Raw genomic sequence first — 18,177 nt, forward strand, 5'->3', positions numbered from 1 at the left:
AGGGCGCCGGGGCGCGGCGGGTCGGGCCGGCCCTCAGCAGGCCGCCACCCTGGCGTACCGATAGTCGGGGTCACGCCGGAAGGGCGTCGAGAGGATCGAGCACCACGACCGGGATGCGGCGCGGCGTCATGCCCTTGTAGACCTCGTAGACGGGGTGCCGCCGGCTCATCGTCCGCCACAGGCGCTCGTACTCCTCGCCCGTGGCCTCGGCGGCACGCACCTTGAGCACGGTGAGCCCGCCGGCGCCGCCCACCTCGATCTCGGCGACGGGGTCGTCCCGCAGGTTGAGCCACCAGGCGGGCGTGGTGTCGTCGCCGCCGTTCGAGGCGATCACGACGAAGCGCCGGCCGTCCCTGCCGTACCCGACCGGCCGGGTCCGGGGCAGGCCGGTCCTGCGGCCCCGGGTCGTGAGGAGCAGGACGGGGATGCCGCGCATGGTGGCGGGCCTGCGCCCGCCGGTCCTGCGGTAGGTGCGAACCTGCCAGTCGCAGATGTACTTGATCGCCAGGTTGAACAGGCGGGAGCGTCGTGCCATGTCCGCTCAGCTCCCGAAGACGATCCGCCGGCGGCGACGGTGGCCGGGGCGCAGCAGTGTCAGCAGCAGGCTGAGGACCGGCCCCGCGAGCTTGCGGATGTGGGCCATCTCGTCCGGGCTCGCGTACCGGTCGACCCAGGCGAGCTCGAAACGCGGGTCGCCGCCTCTGAGCGTTTTCTCCATCTCCTTCCAGTCGGCCGCAGAGACGTACTTCTCGATGACCGGGAAGATCCTGCGCTCCTCCTCTTCGATGTGCTCGTCGATGAGCTCCGAGAGCGTGCGCAGCGCGGCCGCCAGGTCACAGACGCCCCGGCCGCCCGCGAAGGCCCGAGCCGTCACGCGGACCCGGTCGAGCAGGGGATCGAGCTCCGAATGGTCGTCGGAGAGATCGGTGAGGTCCACGGCGGCGCCCGCCGAACGCTCGATCACCGGCCAGACGACCTCGTCCTCCCTGGTGTGGTGGTGATGGATCGCCGCGCAGACGTCCTCCGCGTAGCGGGCGACGGCGGCGGCGCGGGCGGAGTCCGCCCGCGCGCGTCCCGCCTCGAGGTCCTCGGCGAGCGCGCGGAGCCGGTGCAGGTCGCCGCGCATGGCGCGGTGGATGATGCGGATCCCGGTGAGATCGGGAGTGTCCAACGTGAGCCTCCAAGATGTCCGGTTTGGTCTCGGAAACCACGCTGGCCCCACCCGCTAAACGCCTGTTTGGCGACCACTTGGCGGTGCTGTCCTCACGATTTCAGCGTGTCGAGCGCCCGCAGCGCCTCCCCACGCCAGTGCGGCGAATCGAGCTGCCCGGCGACGTCGGCGGCCGTGGCGTAGTGCTCCGCAGCCGCGGCGGGATCGTCCAGGAACTCCGCCAGCCGCCCGAGCACGAGGCCGGTGGGGCCGAGCGTGATCGCTCCCGTGTGCAGGCCGGCCATATCTCCCCGGAACGGGAGGAGAAGCCGGTAGCACTCCTCGGCCACCTCCCGGGCGCCGAGCGCCATCGCGGTGCCGGCGCGGAGCGCCACGTTGATCGTGTGATAGACCCACCGGGTCGGCCGGCGGTCCGGCCAGGCGGACCTGGCCTCCTCAAGACGCCCCGCGGCGACCAGCGCGCTGACGTAGAACTCGTCGATCTCGTGCGCGATGTGATCGCGGGCGGCGGCGAGTTCTGCCACCGACTCGTGCGCACGGCCGCACGCGAGGCGCACGGTGAACCGGGCCAGGCTTCCGAAGACGCCGGCGTTGGACCCTCCGGCCTCCTCCAGCCGGTCGGCCAGGGCCGTGTAGGCCGCCTCGGCCTGCTCGAACTCCCCCTTCACCAGGAGCCCGAGGGCGTCGAGGAACGCGATGATGGCCAGGACGAGGCCCAGCTGACCGCTGGTGGAGCATTCCACCGCCCGCGCGGCGTGCGCCTGGGCCGTGGCCCAGTCGTTGCGCCCGAGCGCGACCATCGCCAGCACGTGGTGGCCGAGCGTCTGGTAGCCGAGCAGCCCGGCGCGGACGGAGATCTCCAGCAGCTCGTGCCCGAGCGCCTCCAGTTCGCCGGCGCGGCCCGGCACGAACATCGCCCAGTAGCGCGCGTTGAGCGCCAGGCACAGCAGGCGGGGGTCGCCGAGGTCGCGGGCGATCACGAGGGCCTCGGCACTCGCGGCCTCGACGAGCTCTTCGTCGTGGCCGCCCATCTCGTGCGCCAGGGCGGCGAGCAGCCGGCAGCGCGGCTCGCCGGTCGTGCCCGGCAGGCAGCCGCGGATGGCTTCCACGACGTCGGCGTCGGCCTCGTGCTCGGTCTGCCAGACCATGGGCGCGTCGTTGGCGACCGCGGCACGGGCGATAGCGAGCGGATCGCCGAGCCGCCTGGCCACCGCGAGGGCGTGATTGCGCGTGACCATCGCCTGCCCCTCGTCGCCGGCGCTCGCCTGCGCGGAGACCAGGCGGCACAGCAGGTCCAGCCGGAGGTCGTCCGCGGGCTCGGTCGCGAGATCCAGGGCCTCGAGCGCGCCCTCGAGCAGGGTCGCCGCCTCCCTGTGGGCGTACACGCCGGACGCCTGCTCGGCCGCCCTCCGCGCGTACTCCGCGGCCGCGCGCGCCGTGGCCGGCGTGGCGGCGGCCAGCGCGTGGTAGCCGAGCGCGCCGACGTCGCCCGGGTGCACCCGCTCCAGCGCGGTGAGGACCTTCGCGTGCAGCCGCGTACGGCGCAGCCGGGGGATGTCCTCGTAGAGGGTCTCGCGGACCAGGACGTGCGTGAACCGGACCCTGCCGGGGGCCGGTTCAGTGAGCAGCCCGGCGAGCACTCCCGCCTCCAGCCCGTCGAGGACGGTCTCCTCGTCGGCGTCCTGAACGGCGACCAGCACATCGATGTCGGCGTCCCGGCCCATGACGGCGGCGTTGCGCAGGGTCGTCCGCGCCGTCGCGGGCAGGCGGGCGATCCGCCGGCGGATGAGGTCGCGGACCCCGGGCGGCAGCGAGTGCGCCGCCGCCGCTCCCTCGGTCGCCAGCAGCCGGGCGGTCTCGGCCACGAACAGCGGATTGCCTCCGGTGCGCTCGGCGACCGTCCGAGCGGTGCCGGCGTCCACCTCCATGCCGGACCGTTCCACCAGCAGGCGCCGGACGTCGTCCTCGCCGAGCCCCTGCAGCGTCACGTTCTCGGCCGTCTGCACGGCCAGGGCGGCCCCGGCCGCCGTCAGGTCGTCGCCCGCCTCCGAGGGCCGGTGGGTCAGGACCACCAGGACCGGCGTGTCCGCCAGCCTGGCCGCCAGATGACGCAGCAACTCGAGAGTCGCGTCGTCGGCGCGGTGCACGTCCTCCAGCACGAGCAGCCGGGGCCCCGGCACGCTCTCCAGGTAGTCGCCCACCGCCTGGGCCAGCCGGAACTGCCCGGCGCCGGGAGAGTCCTCCTGCACCAGGGGCGCGAGTCGCGCCTCCGTACCCGGGTCCGGGGGGTGAACGGCGAACAGGGTCCGCAGGACCTCGCTCCACGCCCACGCGGGAGGCACCCCGCCGAGCGTCTCCGGGCACCGGCCGACCGCGACCCGCCAGCCCTCGTCGCCGAGACGCCGCAGCAGGGCGTCGGCCAGCGTGCTCTTGCCCGCGCCGGGGTCCCCGCCGACCCAGGCCACGCGAAAACCGTGCCCCGCCTGCTCGGCGGCGGAGACCAGGCGGGCGAGCTCCGCCGTACGGCCGACCATCCCGGGCGACGCCGGGGCGGCCGGCGCTGGCACGCCCGGTGACGGGGCGGCCGGTGACGGGGCGGGAGGCGCGGGCGTCGTGACGGCCTTCGGCGCGTCGAGGGCCTCGCTGTGCGCGAGGACGCCGGCCTCGAGAGCCCGCAGGGCGGGGCCCGGGTCCATGCCCAGCTCTTCGGCGAGCCTGGCCCTGGTCCTGCGCAGCGCCGCGAGGGCGTCGGCCTGCCGACCCGAGCGGTAGTAGGCGAGGGACAGCAGCCGTACGGCGTCCTCGCGCAGCGGGTGGCCGGCGACGTGCCGCTCCAGCTCCGGCACGACCTCGGCATGCCGGCCGAGCGCGAGCTTCGCCTCCGCGCGATACTCGATGGCCAGGACCCGCAGCGCCTCCAGCCGCGCCGCCTCCGGCACCGCCCAGTCCTCGTCGCCGAACTCGGCGAAGGCGGCCCCCCTCCACAGCGACAGGGCCTCGTCGACCACGCGCAGTGCCCCCGGCGGATCCCCCTCGGAGAGGAGGGCCGACGCCGTGCTCATGAGCGTGGGGAAGCGCCACGCGTCGACGGCGTCGGCGTCGAGGTGCAGCACGTATCCGGGTGGAGCGGTCACCAGGACCTTCGCCGGGGTGCGCGGCGCGCGGCCCGGTTCGAGGAGGCGGCGCAGGTTGGAGACGTAGACCTGCAGCGCGCCCAGCGCCTTCGGCGGGGGCTGGCCCTGCCACAGATCGTCGATGAACCGGTCGGTCGAGACGACATGGCCGCCGGCGCAGACCAGCCGCGCCAGCACCGCCCGCTGGAGCGGCGGTCCCAGGTCGGCCGGACGCCCGCCCACTTCGGCCCGGAACTGACCGAGAACCCACAAACGCACCATTTCCAGCAGAGCATAGGGATCGTTCCACGTCCCGGCATAGTCACGATTCGGCGGTGGCTGCCGCCGGCGGCCGCTCCGGCTGAGAAGCGGGCGCGGCGGATTCAGACGGTGACGACGAGCTTGTTCGCGGAGACGCCGCCGCGGAGCCGCCGCAGCGCGTCGGGGACGCGGGCGAGTCCGTGGCCCACGACGGTCGCATCCGGCGCGGCCCGATAGGCGCCGGTAGCGAGCGCGGCCGGGAGGAAGCCGACGTAGATTCCCGGCCCGACCTCGTTGTCCTTCAGAGTGCCGCCCCAGATCCCGCTCACCCGCACCCCCGGCCGGCGGGCTCTCGGGCCCCGGATGCGCGTGACCTACCCGGGCTGCGCCGACGCGACCCGCTTGCCGCCCGTGGTCCGGGACGCGATCGCGACCGCCGGCACGAGTGACCCGGATCCGATCGCGAGCGTGCCGGCGAGCGGACCGGCGCCGATCAGGTCCACGATCTCGCCGACGGCGGTGCGGCTGCGGCGGTCGACCACCTCGGCCGCGCCCAGCGATCGGAGGTAGTCGAAGTTGTGCGGTGACGCGGTCGCGACGACCCGGTAACCGGCGTTGCGGGCGAGCTGGATCGCGTTGCTCCCGACGCTCGTCGAACCGCCCCACACCAGCACCGTCTCCGACCGCTCGACGGGGTCGGCGGTCGGCATCGCAAGGCCGAGATGGTCCCGCTGGAACAGGCCGGTGGCCGCGGTCGAGAGCGACAGCGGCAGCACGGCCGCCTGCTCGAAGGACAGCGAGCCGGGGATGGGGGAGACCATGTGCTGTATGAGCACGACGTAGTGCTGGAAGGCGCTCTCCGCCGCGCGGTTCTGGGACTTGTCGACGCCGAACGCGTGCCCGAGGACGCGATCGCCCGGCCGCAGCCGCGTGACGCCCGTGCCGGCCTCGACGACCTCGCCGGCGACGTCCGAGCCCACGACGGCGGGTGGGGCGGTGTCCGATCGGCCTTTCCACCATGGCAATCTCCGTGCCGTGCTGCTCGACCAGGCGGAGACGGTGCTTCGCGAGCGGGGGATCGACGCGCTGTCCCTCCGGGAACTGGCGCGTGAGGCGGGCGTCAGTCATGGAGCCCCCCGGAGTCATTTCGTGGACCGCGGCGCGCTCCTCGACGCGCTGGCGGAACGGGGCTTCATCCGGCTCGCCGACGAGATGCGCGAGGCGGTTTCGCGCGTGCCCGGAGACTTCGCACACGTCATTCGCGCGGCGGCCTCGGCGTACGTGAGCTTCGCCGTGCGGGAGCCGGCACTGCTCGATCTCATGTTCGCGGCGAAGGTGGACGGCCCGTCGGAGGCGGTGCGAAACGCCGCGCAGCGCCTGTTCGACACCATGACCGACATCATGAGCGCCGGGGTCCAGGCAGGCGCGTATGAGGCGGGCGAGGTCGGCCGGCTGACGCTGCTGCTGGCCGCGACCGTTCAGGGCATCTCGGCGCTCGTCACGTCTCGGCGGATCACGACGCCTCAGAGCGAGGCGCTCATCGACGACGCCGTCACTCGCTTCCTCCGGTCGCCGGCCGGACCGTAGCCGTACGCGGATACCCGTCCGCCCGGCACCTCCCGTCGGGGGGACAGCCCTACCTCCGATCGGGGGGCCCTTCGGATTCCGCCCGCGTACGCGTCTCGGCGAGCGTGAGAAGAAGCGGCACAACGCGAAGGAGGACGTGACGCATGCGTGGCAGAACACGACTCGTGGCCGCCGGGCTCGCGACGGCGGCGATGACGGCCGGGCTCGTCCCGGGGCAGGCACGGGCCGCGGGGGACCGGCCGGCGATCGAGTGGACGGCCTGCGCCGGGGACGGGTTCCCGGCGGGAACGCGGTGCGGCACGCTCGACGTGCCGCTTGATTGGGCGCACCCCGAGGGAAGGACGACGACCCTGCGTCTCGCGCGGCTGCCGGCCACCGATCCCGCACGCCGGATCGGCAGCGTGCTGCACATCCCCGGCGGTCCCGGCAACAGCGGGATCGAGGACGTCAAACAGGCGGCGGGCGACCTCGCCGGGATCCGGGAGCGCTTCGACCTCATCGCCTACGATCCGCGCAACACCGGGCTCGCCGCCAAACTGCCCGGGTCCTGTGCGCAGCCGGCGGCACCGGCCCTGACCGAGCCCCGCGACCGGGCCGAGTACGACGCCCAGGCCGGGGCGATCGCCGCGGCCATCCGCGAATGCCGGGCCGAGGACCGCAGCGGGCTGTACGGCAGGCTCGACTCGTTGTCGGTGGCGCGCGACATGGAGGCGCTCCGCGCGGCTCTGAGCGAGCGGCGGCTCAGTTTCATGGCCAACTCAGCCGGAGGGGTGCCGGCTGAGGCCTACCTCCGGCTGTTCCCGGAACACGTCCGCGCCATGTACCTGGACGGCGTGATCAACCAGACCGCCGGCTGGGCGAACCAGAGCCTGCTCGGCTACCAGGGCCTGGAGCGCGAGTTCCAGCGCTTCACCACCTGGTGCGCGGCGACGCCCGCCTGCGCCCTGCACGGCGAGGACGCCGGGAAGGTCTGGCGCGACCTCACCGCGCGGGCCGACAGGTCGCCGATCCCGGTCACCTCCCAGCGGTTCGGCCGGGGGGAGCTGACCGGCTCCTCCCTGCGCTGGTTCGGGTTCGCCCCCGACCCCGGGCCGGGAAACTCCCGATGGCTGACCTTCGCCGAGGCGGTCGACAAGGCCCGGCACGGCGACGGCTCGGGCTTCGCCGACGCTGCCCTGGGCAACGCCCGCGTCTGGGCGATGCCCCTCATGCTCGGCATGACCTGCGCCGACGACCGGGGCTACCACGGGTACGAGGAGTACGCCAGGGTGCGCCGCGAGGCGCGGAGGATCTCGCCGAACTTCGGCGGCGCGGACCCCGACGCGCTTGGCTGCGCCGGGTGGCCGCTGCCGATCGCGAACCCGTCCCGCCCCCTCCCGGTCCGCGGCCTGCCGCCGCTGCTCGGCGCGGGCACCTGGGGCGACTTCGCGTGGACCGACAGTCTGGTCCGGCGGGTCCCCGGCTCGGCCACGATCCAGTACGAGGGACCCGGCCACGTTCTCTATCTGTCCGGCAACCGGTGCGCGATCGGGCACGCCACGCGGTATCTCACGGACCTGACGTTGCCCCCGCCCGGCACCGTCTGCCTTCCCGGCGACTGACCGGGCTCCCGGGCTCCCCGGGCTTGCCGGGCGCGGCCTCCGCACCGTCGTGGCGGAGGCCGCCCGCCGGGTCACCCGTATACCTGCGACACCCGGCGCTCGTAGGCCCGGCGCCAGGAGAGCCGGTAGAGGACCCGCATGATGGCCGGAGCGGAGCCGAAGATGTGATCGCGGTCGGCGGGGGTCGCCACGTCGAGCAGCCAGGCGGCGAGCATCGGCAGGTCGCGGCCGTGGGTCTTGGTGACCTTCTTGCCCGACTCCTCCCACCAGGCCGCGCTGACGTGCTCTCTGATGAGCGGGACGACCTCGGACTCCTCCAGGTCGAGGTGGGTGTTCAGCAGCCGGTCGAGCGTGCGCAGGTCGGCCGCGACCTCGCGGGCCGGCCCACCGCCGCCGGAGAGCCTGCCGATGACGGCGTCCATCTCCTGGTGGTCGGCCTCCAGCCGGTCCAGCACCGTCCGGGCCTCGGGGACGAGACCGCGCAGCAGCGGCCAGATCGCCTCGTCCTCCTCGGTGTGGTGGTGGTGCAGGGCGCGCAGCAGCAGCGCGAGGTGCTCGTCGACGACCGCGCGGCGCCGCTCGTCGCGGGGGTCGCAGCGGTCGAGGACCTCGGCCAGCCTGCCGAACTCGCGCCGCAGGCCGGTGTGGAAGACGAGGAACGTGACGAGGTCGGGAGCGGGGTCGCCCGGCCGGCGCCGGGTCTGCGTCGGTGTTGTCATGGCCTCACGATGGGCCCGCCCCCTTCACCGCCACTCAACGCCCACTTGCGGCCCGCTTCCCGGCCGGTTGTCATCCGCGTACGGCCTCGCGTTCGCGGGCGATCCGTCCGGCCCACCAGGTCAGCCCGGCCGCCGCGCAGCGCTCGGCGGCCGTGTCCAGATGCGCCCGCGCCGTCTCCGGCCCGGCCGCCCGGCTCAGGTAGGCCATCCGCCCCAGGTAGTAGCCGACCGGCCCGGCGCAGAACGTGCCCGCCCCGAAGGCGATCCTGTCCTCGTACGGCAGGAGCCTGCGATACGTCAGGGCGCACGCTTCGTGGTCGCCCGCGACGATCTGGGCCTCGCCCAGCAGGCACAGCCCGGGCAGCTCGCCGAAGTCACGCGGCAGCGGGTGCCAGCCCTGCTCGCGCGCCGCCTCGGCCGCCGTGCGGTCGCCCCGCGAATCGGCGATGAGCACGCCCATCACCTGCCGGTGGGCGGGGAAGGGGGAGTAGTGCGCCATCAGCTCCTCGGCGCCCTCGAAGTCGCGCATCGCGAAGTGGCGCGTGAGCAGCGCGGAGGAGAGCGTGCTGCTCGTGTGCCACAGGTTGAGCCGCTCACCGGCCTCGGCCGCCGCGGCGTACGCGTTGCCCGCGCCCTCGAAGTCCCCGTCGAGGAGGCGCCGGGTCCCGGTCCAGATCAGGTGCTGGAACCGGGGCCAGGGCAGGTCGAGCCGCTCGACCAGCACCCCCGCCCGCTCGGCGGCCCGGTCGGCGCCGGCCACGTCGAACAGGTCGATCCGGGTCCGCTCTCTGATCATGTGACCGAGCAGCTCGAACCCGGGCAGCCCGAGCCCGGTGAGCTCCTCGCCGATCGCGTCGAGCTCCGCCATGTGCTCGGCCAGCTGCACGCCCAGATACCGGGCGTTCAGGGTGATCGCCAGCAGTTCCCGGCCGGCCTCACCGGAGGCCACCAGACGGCGGGCCATCGCCAGCGCCTCGGCCGTGGCGGTGTCGCAGCGGGGGTCGGCCGAGCCGTCGTAACGTTCCATCCCCAGGCAGCCGAGCAGCCTGCAGCGCAGTTCGGAGTCCCCCACCGGCAGCGCGGTGAGGGCGTCCTCGATTCGCCGCACGGTGTGCAGCTCGATGTCGCCATAGGTGTAGAACTTCCACAACCCCGGGGCGTCCAGGCTGGTCAGCGCCCGCGCGGCGAGCAGCGGGTCGCCCGACCTGTCGGCCGCGAGCACCGCCTCCGCCCGGGTCTGCCGTGCCGAGAAGCCGTGACCGGCGGCGAGCTGCGCGCGGACCAGCTGGAGCAGGAGCTCGACGTGCTCGCGGGGGTCCGCGCCGGGCAGCGTCCCGTGCGCCTCCACCGCCCGGCGCCACCACTGCGCGGCGTCCTCGTACGCGTGCCGTCCGGCCGCCTGCCCCGCCGTGGCCGACGCCCAGCGCACCGCGTCCGCCGCGGCGGCGGGCCCGGCGGCCAGCGCGTGCCTGGCGAGGACCGCGAGGTCGGCCCCCGGCCGCAGTTCGAGCGCCCGGAGTGCGGCCAGATGCAGCCCGGCCCGGCGGCGCGGCGGGATGTCGGCGTAGACCGTCTCCCGGACCAGATCGTGGGTGAAGCGCAGGTCCTCGTCCAGAACGCGGAGGGCGGTCGCGGTGTCGAGCGCCTCGTCCACGTCCGCACCTGAGGCGTCCGCGACGACCTCGGCCAGCAGCCGCAGGTCCGCGCCGGTGCCGAGCACGGCCGCCGCGTCGATGGCGGGGCGGTGCCGGGCGGGCAGGTCGAGCAGGCGGCGGCGCAGGACGTCGGCCAGGCCCTCGGGCACCCCGGTGAGCGCCCTCTCGATGCCCCGGTCCTCGGCCAGACGGAGGGTCTCGCGGATGAACAGCGGATTGCCCCGGGTGCGCTCGGCGAGCGCCGCCACGCTCGCCGCGTCGCGCAGCCCCGACAGCTCGGCGACCGCGGCGCGGTCGAGCCCAGCCAGAGGCAGGCGGAGGGCGTCGTGCCGCCCGAGCAGGCCGAGCGTGTCGTGCACCGCGGCCGGGCCCTCGCCGGACCGCACGGTGATCACGATGGCGACCGCGCCGCGCAGCAGCAACGCGAGGTCGGACAGCAGGCCCAGCGACGCCGTGTCGGCCCACTGGAGATCGTCGATCGCCACGAGCAGCGGCCGGTCGGCCGAGGCCGTCCCCAGGTACGCCGCGGTCGCCTGGTGCAGCCGGAACCGGGCCTCGCTCGCCTCGGCGGGCCGTTCGGCCACCGGGGCGGGGTCGTCTCCCGGGGCGTCGTCGCCGAGCAGCACCCGCAGGGCGGCGGCCTGCGCGGGAGAAGGGGGGACCCGGGCGGCGAGATCCCGGACGATCTGCTGCCACGGCCACAGCGCGGGCACGCCGGAGGTCTCGTGACATCTGCCCCAGGCGACCAGCCAGCCCTCGGCGGCCCGCCGTGCCGCGAACGCCTCCGCCAGCCACGTCTTGCCGATCCCCGGCTCACCGGAGATCACCGCGATCCCCGGCCCGCGCTGGGCCACTCCCCGGGCCGCCTGGATGACGTCCCGCGCCAGCTCGTCGAGCCGGTCGAACTGCGTCCCCCGGCCGACGGCGCGCCGCTCCGGCCGGTCCGCCTCGGCCCGTGCCGCTTCGGCGCGTGCTGCTTGGACTGGCGCCGCCAGGCCCTGCCGTACGGGGACGGGGCCGTCGAGGGCCGGGTCCTGGGCGAGGATCGCCTCCTCCAGGCGCCGCAGCGCCGGGCCGGGGTCGAGGCCGAGCTCCTCGGCCAGGTGGACCCGGGCCGTGCGCAGCGCCTCCAGGGCGTCCGCCTGCCGGCCCAGGGCGTAGAGCGTGCGGGCGAGCAGCTCCCACAGCCCCTCGCGCAGGGGATGCGCGGCCACCAGGGCCTCCAGCTCGCCCACCACGTGCGGGTCGCCCACCCGCCCGGCCAGGAGCCGCTCTCGCGTCACCAGATGCGCCTCGGCGAGCCGCTCGATCTCCGGCCGGAGCCAGGGCACGTCGCCGAACTCCTCGTACGGCATGCCGCGCCACAGGGCCAGGGCGCGTTCCGGCTCACCCGCCTGGGCCAGGCGGACGAACTCGTCGGCGTCCACCTCGTGCGGCCCGAGCGCGTATCCCGGAGGGCGGCTGAGGAGCACGGACGAGGGCGTGCGCGGAGCACGGCCGGGTTCGAGCACCCGGCGCAGGTTGGAGATGTAGCTGTGCAGCGTGCTCTGGGCGCGCGGCGGCGGCGTGCCGTCGTACAGGTCGTCGAGGATCGCGTCCACCGACACGGTCGCGCCCCTGGCGATCAGCAGGCGGGCCACCAGCAACCGGGGCCGAGGCCCGCCGAGGTCGACGGGAACGCCGTCGACGTACGCCTCGACCGGGCCGAGCACCCGGAACATGACCGCCATGCCGGGATTGTGCCACGATCATCGGCCGAGACTGAGCCCTCAGGCGGAGAGCACTGCGCTTCAGGCGCGGAGCACCCTGTTCTCATGCGCGGAGCAGCCCGGGCACGGCTTCGCGGAGGTGGGCGAGGCTCGCCGCCGCGGCGTCCATGGCCCGCCCGACCGGCCCGGTGAGCGCGCCGTCCCGCTTCACGATCACGCCGTCGCAGACGACCGTGCGGACCAGCCCGGGGTGGCCGGCGAGGACGACGGCGGCGCGCGGGTCGAGCATCGGCGCCATGGAGGGGGTGCCGGCCTCGACCACGATCAGGTCGGCCCGCTTGCCGGGCGTGAGGCTGCCGGTGACGGCGGACAGCCCGGCCACCGCGGCGCCGTCGGCGGTGACCATCCGCAGCAGGCCGTCGGCGGTGAGCGGCGCCGGGTCCTGCGTGAACCGGTGGTGCGCCAGCGCGGCGCGCATCTGCGTGAACATGTCTCCCGAGGTGGCGACCTCGGTGTCGGTGCTGAGGCCGGTGACGAGGCCCGCCCGCAGGAGACGGCCGGTCGCGGGCGTGCCGAGCCCGGGCATGGTCATCTCGATGAACGGCGACACGCTCGCGGTCGCGCCGGCGCCCGCGGCGGCCTTCAGTTCGTCGTCGCCGGTCGCGCTCGCGTGCACCAGCGTGATCGTCTCGTCGAGCAGACCTTCGTCGTGCAGCCACCCGACGCTGCCCGCCTTGTCGGCTGAGCCGACGTGCATGGTGGCCCGCAGGCCGAGCTCCCGCGCGAGCAGCAGGTCGCGCCGGGCGGCGGTGGGGGCGGACATCTCGGGGCCGCGCGCCGCCAGGGCCATCGTCACGCGGGCGGTGTCGTCGCGGAGCACGTCCCTGATCCGGCGGACGTCGGCGGGAAGCTCCGCGTCGCTGTGGTCGCCCACCCAGGTGAGCGGGTCGACCTGGGGCCAGCCGTAGGCGAAGACCCCACGGATCCCGCTGTCGCGCAGCGCGGCCACGGCGGCGTCGCTGTGCTCGGGGGTGTTCTGGATGTGGGACCAGTCGACGAGTGTGGTGATCCCGGACTCCAGCGCGCCGAGCGCGCCGAGCAGGGTGCCGGCGTAGACGTCCTCGGGCCGGAAGCTCGGCCCGAGCTGGAGGAACGCGGCCCCGAGGTAGTCCATCAGGCTCCAGTCCAGCCCGATGTGACGCAGCGCGGACTGCCAGGTGTGACGGTGGGTGTCGACCAGGCCCGGCATCACCACGCAGCCCGAGGCGTCCACGACCTCCGCCTCCGGGGACGCTCCGGCGGCGGGGCCGACCGACACGATAACGCCGTCGCGGACGACGACGTCGGCGGGGCCGTCCGGCACCGCCGGGTCCATGCCGATCACGTGGCCGCCGGTGACGATCAGATCGTTGCTGAGAGGCATCCTTCGCTCCTTCGTTGTTCGAGGTGATGCCTCTTTGTCCCACCGCATGCTTGCGGCCGGCTCCACGCGGCGCGCGCCGCCGCGTCAAGCCGGCCACAAGTCGGTGTGGACCCCGATCAGGCGGTGGGCGCCGTGGTTTCCAGTTCGTGGACGCGCGAGTCGCCCTGGTCGGCGAAGTAGTCCTCAGGCTGAGTGCCGTCCGGGCCGTCGGCGCTCTTGAGGGCACGGGCCACGAAGGTCCCGAGCACGGCGACGACCAGGTTGACGATCAGCGCGAGGAACCCGGCGTACACCGTGATCTTGGTGTCGAACCCGAGCTGCGACAGCGGGAAGGCCGAGCCGCCGAAGTGGGCGTGGTTGGTGGCCGGGTTGGCGATGTTGTACAGCAGCAGCATCCCGGCCGCCATGCCGGCGGCCCAGCCCGCGATCAGGCCGCCCCGGTGGAACCACCGGGTGTAGAGGCCGAGGCCCACCGACGGGAGCGTCTGCAGGATGATCACGCCGCCGATGAGCTGCAGGTCGATCGAGAACTGCGGTTCGATGAGCAGGATGCAGAGCACCGCGCCGATCTTCACGACCAGCGACGCGATCTTGCTGACCGTGGCCTCCTGGGCGGCGGTGGCGTCCCGCTTGATGTACTCCTTGTAGATGTTGCGGGAGAACAGGTTGGCCGCGGCGATCGACATGATCGCGGCCGGCACGAGCGCGCCGATGCCGACGGCGGCGAAGGCCACTCCGGCGAACCAGTCGGGGAACACGTTGTCGAACAGCTGCGGCACGATCGTGTTGCTGTCCTTGCCGATCGGCTTGACCCCGGCCGCGATCGCCATGTAGCCGAGCAGCGCGATCAGGCCGAGCAGCAGGCTGTAGGCCGGCAGGGCCGACATGTTCCGCTTGATGACGTTCCGGTTCCGCGACGCGAGGATCCCGGTGACGCTGTGCGGATAGAGGAACAGCGCCAGCGCCGAGCCGAACGCGAGCGTGACGTACTGGAGCTGGTTGTTGGCGTTCAGCAGGGGGCCGTCGCCGGGGTTCGGGGTCGCGTCGAACTTGGCCTTCGCGGCGTCGAAGATCGACCCCCAGCCGCCGAGCTTGGCCGGGATGTAGATGATCGCGACCAGGATCACCAGGTAGATCAGCGAGTCCTTGACGAACGCGATCAGCGCGGGGGCGCGCAGCCCGGACTGGTAGGTGTAGGCCGCGAGGATCGCGAACGCGATGATCAGCGGCAGGTCGCCCGTCAGCCCCATCGTCTTCAGCACCGCCTCGATGCCGATGAGCTGCAGCGCGATGTACGGCATGGTCGCGACGATGCCGGTGATCGCCACCAGCAGCGCCAGCGTGGGGGAGCCGAAGCGCACGCGGACGAAGTCGGCCGGCGTGACGAGGTTGTGCACGTGCGAGACCGACCACAGCCGGACCAGCACGAGCATCACCATCGGGTAGACGACCACCGTGTACGGCACGGCGTAGAAGCCCATGGCGCCCGCGCCGAAGATCAGGGCGGGCACGGCCACGAACGTGTAGGCCGTGTAGAGGTCGCCGCCGATCAGGAACCAGGTGATCCAGCTGCCGAAGCTGCGCCCGCCGAGACCCCACTCGTCCAGCGTGGCGAGGTCGCCGGGACGGCGCCAGCGGGCGGCGAGGAAGCCCATGCCGCTGACGACCAGGAACAGGAGCGTGAAGATGACGATCTCGGTGGTCTTCACCGGCTCCTCCTCGTCGCGCGGTAGACGAGGGTGGTGGAGGTGACGCCGAGGATGATGAAGGCGAGTTGCAGCCAGTAGAACATCGGGATGCCGAACAGCCGCGGTTCGTCGGCGTTGAACAGGGGCGGGATGAGCGGGATCACGATCGGCAGCAGGAGTAGCCAGTTCAGCGGGCTTCGGTCGGGGTTTCGGCCGCGGTCGGCGCGGGGGGTCGTCACACGTTCTCCAATCGGACACGGACCAGGCGTGCCCGGCAGATCCGCGCGACGGGGCCGTCGCGCGGACCAGCGGGACGGTTGCTCGGCGGCAGCGTAAGGACTCACATGTCACAGGGAGATCACCGATCGCCGAACGGTCGTGTTGGCGCGCCCAGCGACGATCGGCGACTGATCGCTGAGTGATCGGCGGTCGACATGGCGACGACGCGGACCAGGGCGCCCACGGCGGCGATCGCGGGGGAGGCCGCCGACCAGATGGCCGCCCGATACCTGACGCGGTCTGACAGGAACGGGGGATAGCCTCCCGCCGGAAGGAGGCGATGCGATGCGATACGTGGCGCTGCTGCGCGGCATCAACGTCAACCCCGCCACCGCGGTGGCGATGGCCGATCTCAGGGCACTGCTGGAACGGCTCGGACACGGAAACGTGCGCACGCACCTGCGCAGCGGGAACGCCCTGTTCACCGCGGACGGGGACGCCGAGCCGATCGCCGCCGCGATCGAGCGCGGGATCCGGGAGGAGCTCGGCCTGTCCGTCGCGGTGATCGTCCGTACGGCTGAGCAGCTTCGCGGCGTGGTGGAGCACAACCCCCTGGAGGTCCGGGACCCCGCCCGGTTCGCCGTGGTCTTCCTGGCCCGGCCGCCCGACCGGGAGGGGCTGGCGAGCATCGATCCGGCGGCGTACGCCCCGGAGGAGATGCGGATAGGCGAGCGGGAGCTCTACGTCTACTTCCCCGACGGGCTGCGGCGTCCCAAGCTGCCGCCGCTCATGGAGAAGTATTCGACCGGCCCGGCCACCATGCGCAACTGGAACACCGTCACCCGCCTGCTCTCGCTCGCCGAGGGCCTCTAGGAATACTCCTCGGCTCGGGACCCAGTAGGGTCTGTGTCCTGATGAGCGCCACTCTTGTCGCGAAGGAACTCACCGCCGGGCACGGCGACCGCGTCCTGTTCACGGATCTCGATCTGGTCGTCGCGCCCGGGGACGTCGTCGGGCTGGTGGGCGTGAACGGCGCGGGCAAGTCGACGCTGCTGCGCCTGCTGGCCGGCCTCGACGCCCCCGAGCACGGCAGCGTCCGGCTCAGCCCGCCCACCGCCAACATCGGCCATCTGCCGCAGGAGCCCGAACGGCGGCCCGGTGAGACCGTCGCCGCCTTCCTCGCCCGCCGGACCGGGGTCGCCTCCGCACAGCGGGCCCTCGACGCGGCCACCGAGGCGCTCGTGAGCGGCGATCCCGGCGACGCGTACGCCGAGGCCCTCGATCGCTGGCTCGCCCTCGGCGGCGCCGACCTGGAGGAGCGAGCCGAGGAGGTGGTCGCCGACCTCGGGCTCACGGTCGGCCTGGAGCAGGAGATGACGTCCCTGTCCGGCGGCCAGGCGGCCCGGGCGGGGCTGGCCTCGCTGCTGCTCAGCCGTTACGACGTGTTCCTGCTCGACGAGCCCACCAACGACCTCGACCTCGACGGTCTGGACCGGCTCGAACGCTTCGTGACGGGGCTGCGCGCCGGGACCGTGGTCGTCAGTCACGACCGCGAGTTCCTCGCCCGCACGGTGAACAGGGTGGTCGAGCTCGACCTGGCCCAGCAGCAGGTCCGCGCGTACGGCGGCGGTTACGACGCCTACCTGGAGGAGCGCGAGATCGCCCGCAGGCACGCACGCGAGCAGTACGAGGACTACGCCGAGACGAGGGCGTCTCTGGAAGCCCGCGCCCGGGCCCAGCGCGCCTGGATGGAGAAGGGCGTCAAGAACGCGCGCCGCAAGGCCACCGACGGGGACAAGATCGGGCGGAAGTTCCGCACCGAGGCGACGGAGAAGCAGGCGGCCAAGGCCCGGCAGACCGAGAGACTGATCGAGCGGATGGACGTCGTCGAGGAGCCGCGTAAGGAGTGGGAGTTGCGGATGGAGATCGCCGCCGCGCCTCGCTCCGGGGCCGTGGTCGCGACGCTGCGCGGCGCGGTCGCCCGACGTGGCGCCTTCACGCTCGGGCCCGTCGACCTGCAGATCGACTGGGCGGACCGGGTCGCGATCACCGGCGCGAACGGCTCGGGCAAGAGCACCCTGCTCGGCGTGCTGCTCGGCCGGGTGCCCCTCGACGAGGGGACGGCGGCGCTCGGCCCCAGTGTGGTCGTCGGCGAGGTCGACCAGGCCCGCGCCCTCTTCGAAGGCGACGAGCCGCTGCTCGACGCGTTCGGCGCGCTCGTCGACCTGCCGCCCTCCGACGTCCGCACGCTGCTGGCCAAGTTCGGCCTGCGCGCCGACCACGTGCTCCGCCCGGCGGCCACGCTGTCGCCGGGCGAGCGCACGAGGGCGGCCCTCGCCCTGCTGCAGGCCCGTGGTGTCAACCTGCTCGTCCTGGACGAGCCCACCAACCACCTCGACCTTCCGGCGATCGAACAGCTGGAGTCCGCTCTCGCCTCGTACACGGGGACCCTGCTGCTCGTCACCCACGACCGGCGCATGCTGAAGGCCGTCCACACGACACGCCGCATCGTCGTCGAGGCCGGCCGCGTCCGCGAGGCCTGAAAGCGCGAGAGGTTCGACGCGTTTGTCGGTCAATCACATGGCGTGATGCTGATGGGTGCTTGATGATGCCGGTATGCGCGGATGGGGACCGGTCTGGGGTGGGGCCGGGGTCGCGGTGGCGGCCCTGGCGGCGCTGGGCGTCTACCTGTCGCAGGTGGGGCTGGATAAGGCGGACAAGCTGGCCAGCGTGATCGGGCTGTTCGTCGCCCTGGCCGGGCTGGGGACGGCGGTGTACGGGCTGGTCGCTGAGCGGAAGAGCGGTGGTGGCGGTGTGCGGCAGCGGGCCGAGGCCACCGGGCGTGGCCGCGTCTTTCAGGCCGGCCGTGACATCAACGCCGGGCTGCCGCGGCGGCACGGAGGAAGCGACGACGATGACGCGGTGGGGGGCACCGCCGCCGGTGCGGCGCACCCGGTGTGGCAGCAGGCCACGGCCACCGAGGACGGCCAGGTGGATCAGGCCGGCCGCGACCTCGACAAGCGGTGAAGCC

Annotated in this window: 15 protein-coding genes; 5 read left to right on the plus strand and 10 right to left on the minus strand. The window is 73.6% G+C overall.

What is annotated here, in order from left to right; genetic code table 11:
- Nucleotides 1–70: 70 nt before the first annotated feature.
- The 5 genes from HHX35_RS31265 to HHX35_RS31285 form a co-directional block, all read right to left on the minus strand.
- Nucleotides 71–535, minus strand: a complete 465-nt coding sequence (locus tag HHX35_RS31265; protein WP_139577940.1) for a nitroreductase/quinone reductase family protein — start codon at nucleotides 533–535, stop codon at nucleotides 71–73.
- A 6-nt stretch (nucleotides 536–541) separates the two neighbouring features.
- Nucleotides 542–1,171: a hemerythrin domain-containing protein gene (locus HHX35_RS31270; RefSeq protein ID WP_259405566.1), complete on the minus strand. Its 630-nt coding sequence runs from the start codon at nucleotides 1,169–1,171 to the stop codon at nucleotides 542–544.
- Between the two features lie 92 nt (nucleotides 1,172–1,263).
- Nucleotides 1,264–4,566: a BTAD domain-containing putative transcriptional regulator gene (locus HHX35_RS31275; RefSeq protein ID WP_182902256.1), complete on the minus strand. Its 3,303-nt coding sequence runs from the start codon at nucleotides 4,564–4,566 to the stop codon at nucleotides 1,264–1,266.
- 101 nt (nucleotides 4,567–4,667) lie between these two features.
- Entirely contained in the window at nucleotides 4,668–4,874 is a 207-nt protein-coding gene (locus HHX35_RS31280; RefSeq protein ID WP_182902257.1) for a hypothetical protein, read from the minus strand.
- A 45-nt stretch (nucleotides 4,875–4,919) separates the two neighbouring features.
- On the minus strand, nucleotides 4,920–5,570 hold the full coding sequence (locus HHX35_RS31285) for a zinc-binding alcohol dehydrogenase family protein (protein ID WP_259405567.1): 651 nt from the start codon (nucleotides 5,568–5,570) through the stop codon (nucleotides 4,920–4,922).
- 10 nt (nucleotides 5,571–5,580) lie between these two features.
- On the opposite strand from HHX35_RS31285, the gene HHX35_RS31290 reads away from it, so the two are divergent.
- Both HHX35_RS31290 and HHX35_RS31295 read left to right on the plus strand, forming a co-directional pair.
- Nucleotides 5,581–6,132, plus strand: coding sequence for a TetR/AcrR family transcriptional regulator (locus HHX35_RS31290; RefSeq protein WP_220506110.1), 552 nt, complete (start codon nucleotides 5,581–5,583; stop codon nucleotides 6,130–6,132).
- Between the two features lie 143 nt (nucleotides 6,133–6,275).
- A complete protein-coding gene (locus HHX35_RS31295; protein ID WP_182902260.1) occupies nucleotides 6,276–7,733 on the plus strand; it encodes an alpha/beta fold hydrolase in 1,458 nt (485 codons plus the stop codon).
- 71 nt (nucleotides 7,734–7,804) lie between these two features.
- Here HHX35_RS31295 and HHX35_RS31300 read toward each other — a convergent pair whose 3' ends face one another.
- From HHX35_RS31300 to HHX35_RS31320, 5 genes are all read right to left on the minus strand, one after another.
- Nucleotides 7,805–8,452, minus strand: a complete 648-nt coding sequence (locus HHX35_RS31300; RefSeq protein WP_182902261.1) for a hemerythrin domain-containing protein — start codon at nucleotides 8,450–8,452, stop codon at nucleotides 7,805–7,807.
- Nucleotides 8,453–8,522: 70 nt separating this feature from the next.
- Nucleotides 8,523–11,837, minus strand: coding sequence for a BTAD domain-containing putative transcriptional regulator (locus HHX35_RS31305; RefSeq protein ID WP_182902262.1), 3,315 nt, complete (start codon nucleotides 11,835–11,837; stop codon nucleotides 8,523–8,525).
- Nucleotides 11,838–11,919: 82 nt separating this feature from the next.
- The gene (locus HHX35_RS31310) at nucleotides 11,920–13,239 is read right to left on the minus strand and encodes an amidohydrolase family protein (RefSeq protein WP_182902263.1); all 1,320 of its coding nucleotides are present in this window, start codon (nucleotides 13,237–13,239) and stop codon (nucleotides 11,920–11,922) included.
- Nucleotides 13,240–13,355: 116 nt separating this feature from the next.
- Nucleotides 13,356–14,948 carry a monocarboxylate uptake permease MctP gene (mctP, locus tag HHX35_RS31315; protein WP_310739419.1) on the minus strand — a complete coding sequence of 531 codons (1,593 nt, stop codon included), beginning with the start codon at nucleotides 14,946–14,948 and terminating at the stop codon, nucleotides 13,356–13,358.
- Complete coding sequence (locus tag HHX35_RS31320; RefSeq protein ID WP_205826108.1) at nucleotides 14,945–15,166, minus strand: DUF3311 domain-containing protein; 222 nt, start codon at nucleotides 15,164–15,166, stop codon at nucleotides 14,945–14,947. The genes mctP and HHX35_RS31320 overlap by 4 nt, the downstream gene beginning before the upstream one ends.
- Before the next feature lie 325 nt (nucleotides 15,167–15,491).
- Between HHX35_RS31320 and HHX35_RS31325 the strand changes: the two genes are divergently transcribed.
- From HHX35_RS31325 to HHX35_RS31335, 3 genes are all read left to right on the plus strand, one after another.
- Nucleotides 15,492–16,019, plus strand: a complete 528-nt coding sequence (locus HHX35_RS31325; protein WP_182902264.1) for a DUF1697 domain-containing protein — start codon at nucleotides 15,492–15,494, stop codon at nucleotides 16,017–16,019.
- A gap of 41 nt (nucleotides 16,020–16,060) precedes the next feature.
- Nucleotides 16,061–17,689, plus strand: coding sequence for an ABC-F family ATP-binding cassette domain-containing protein (locus HHX35_RS31330; RefSeq protein WP_182902265.1), 1,629 nt, complete (start codon nucleotides 16,061–16,063; stop codon nucleotides 17,687–17,689).
- 73 nt (nucleotides 17,690–17,762) lie between these two features.
- Nucleotides 17,763–18,173, plus strand: coding sequence for a hypothetical protein (locus HHX35_RS31335; protein ID WP_182902266.1), 411 nt, complete (start codon nucleotides 17,763–17,765; stop codon nucleotides 18,171–18,173).
- The last annotated feature ends 4 nt before the right edge of the window (nucleotides 18,174–18,177 follow it).

The sequence above is a fragment of the Microbispora sp. H10830 genome, from assembly GCF_014161375.1.
In the GTDB taxonomy this organism is placed as follows: domain Bacteria; phylum Actinomycetota; class Actinomycetes; order Streptosporangiales; family Streptosporangiaceae; genus Microbispora; species Microbispora catharanthi.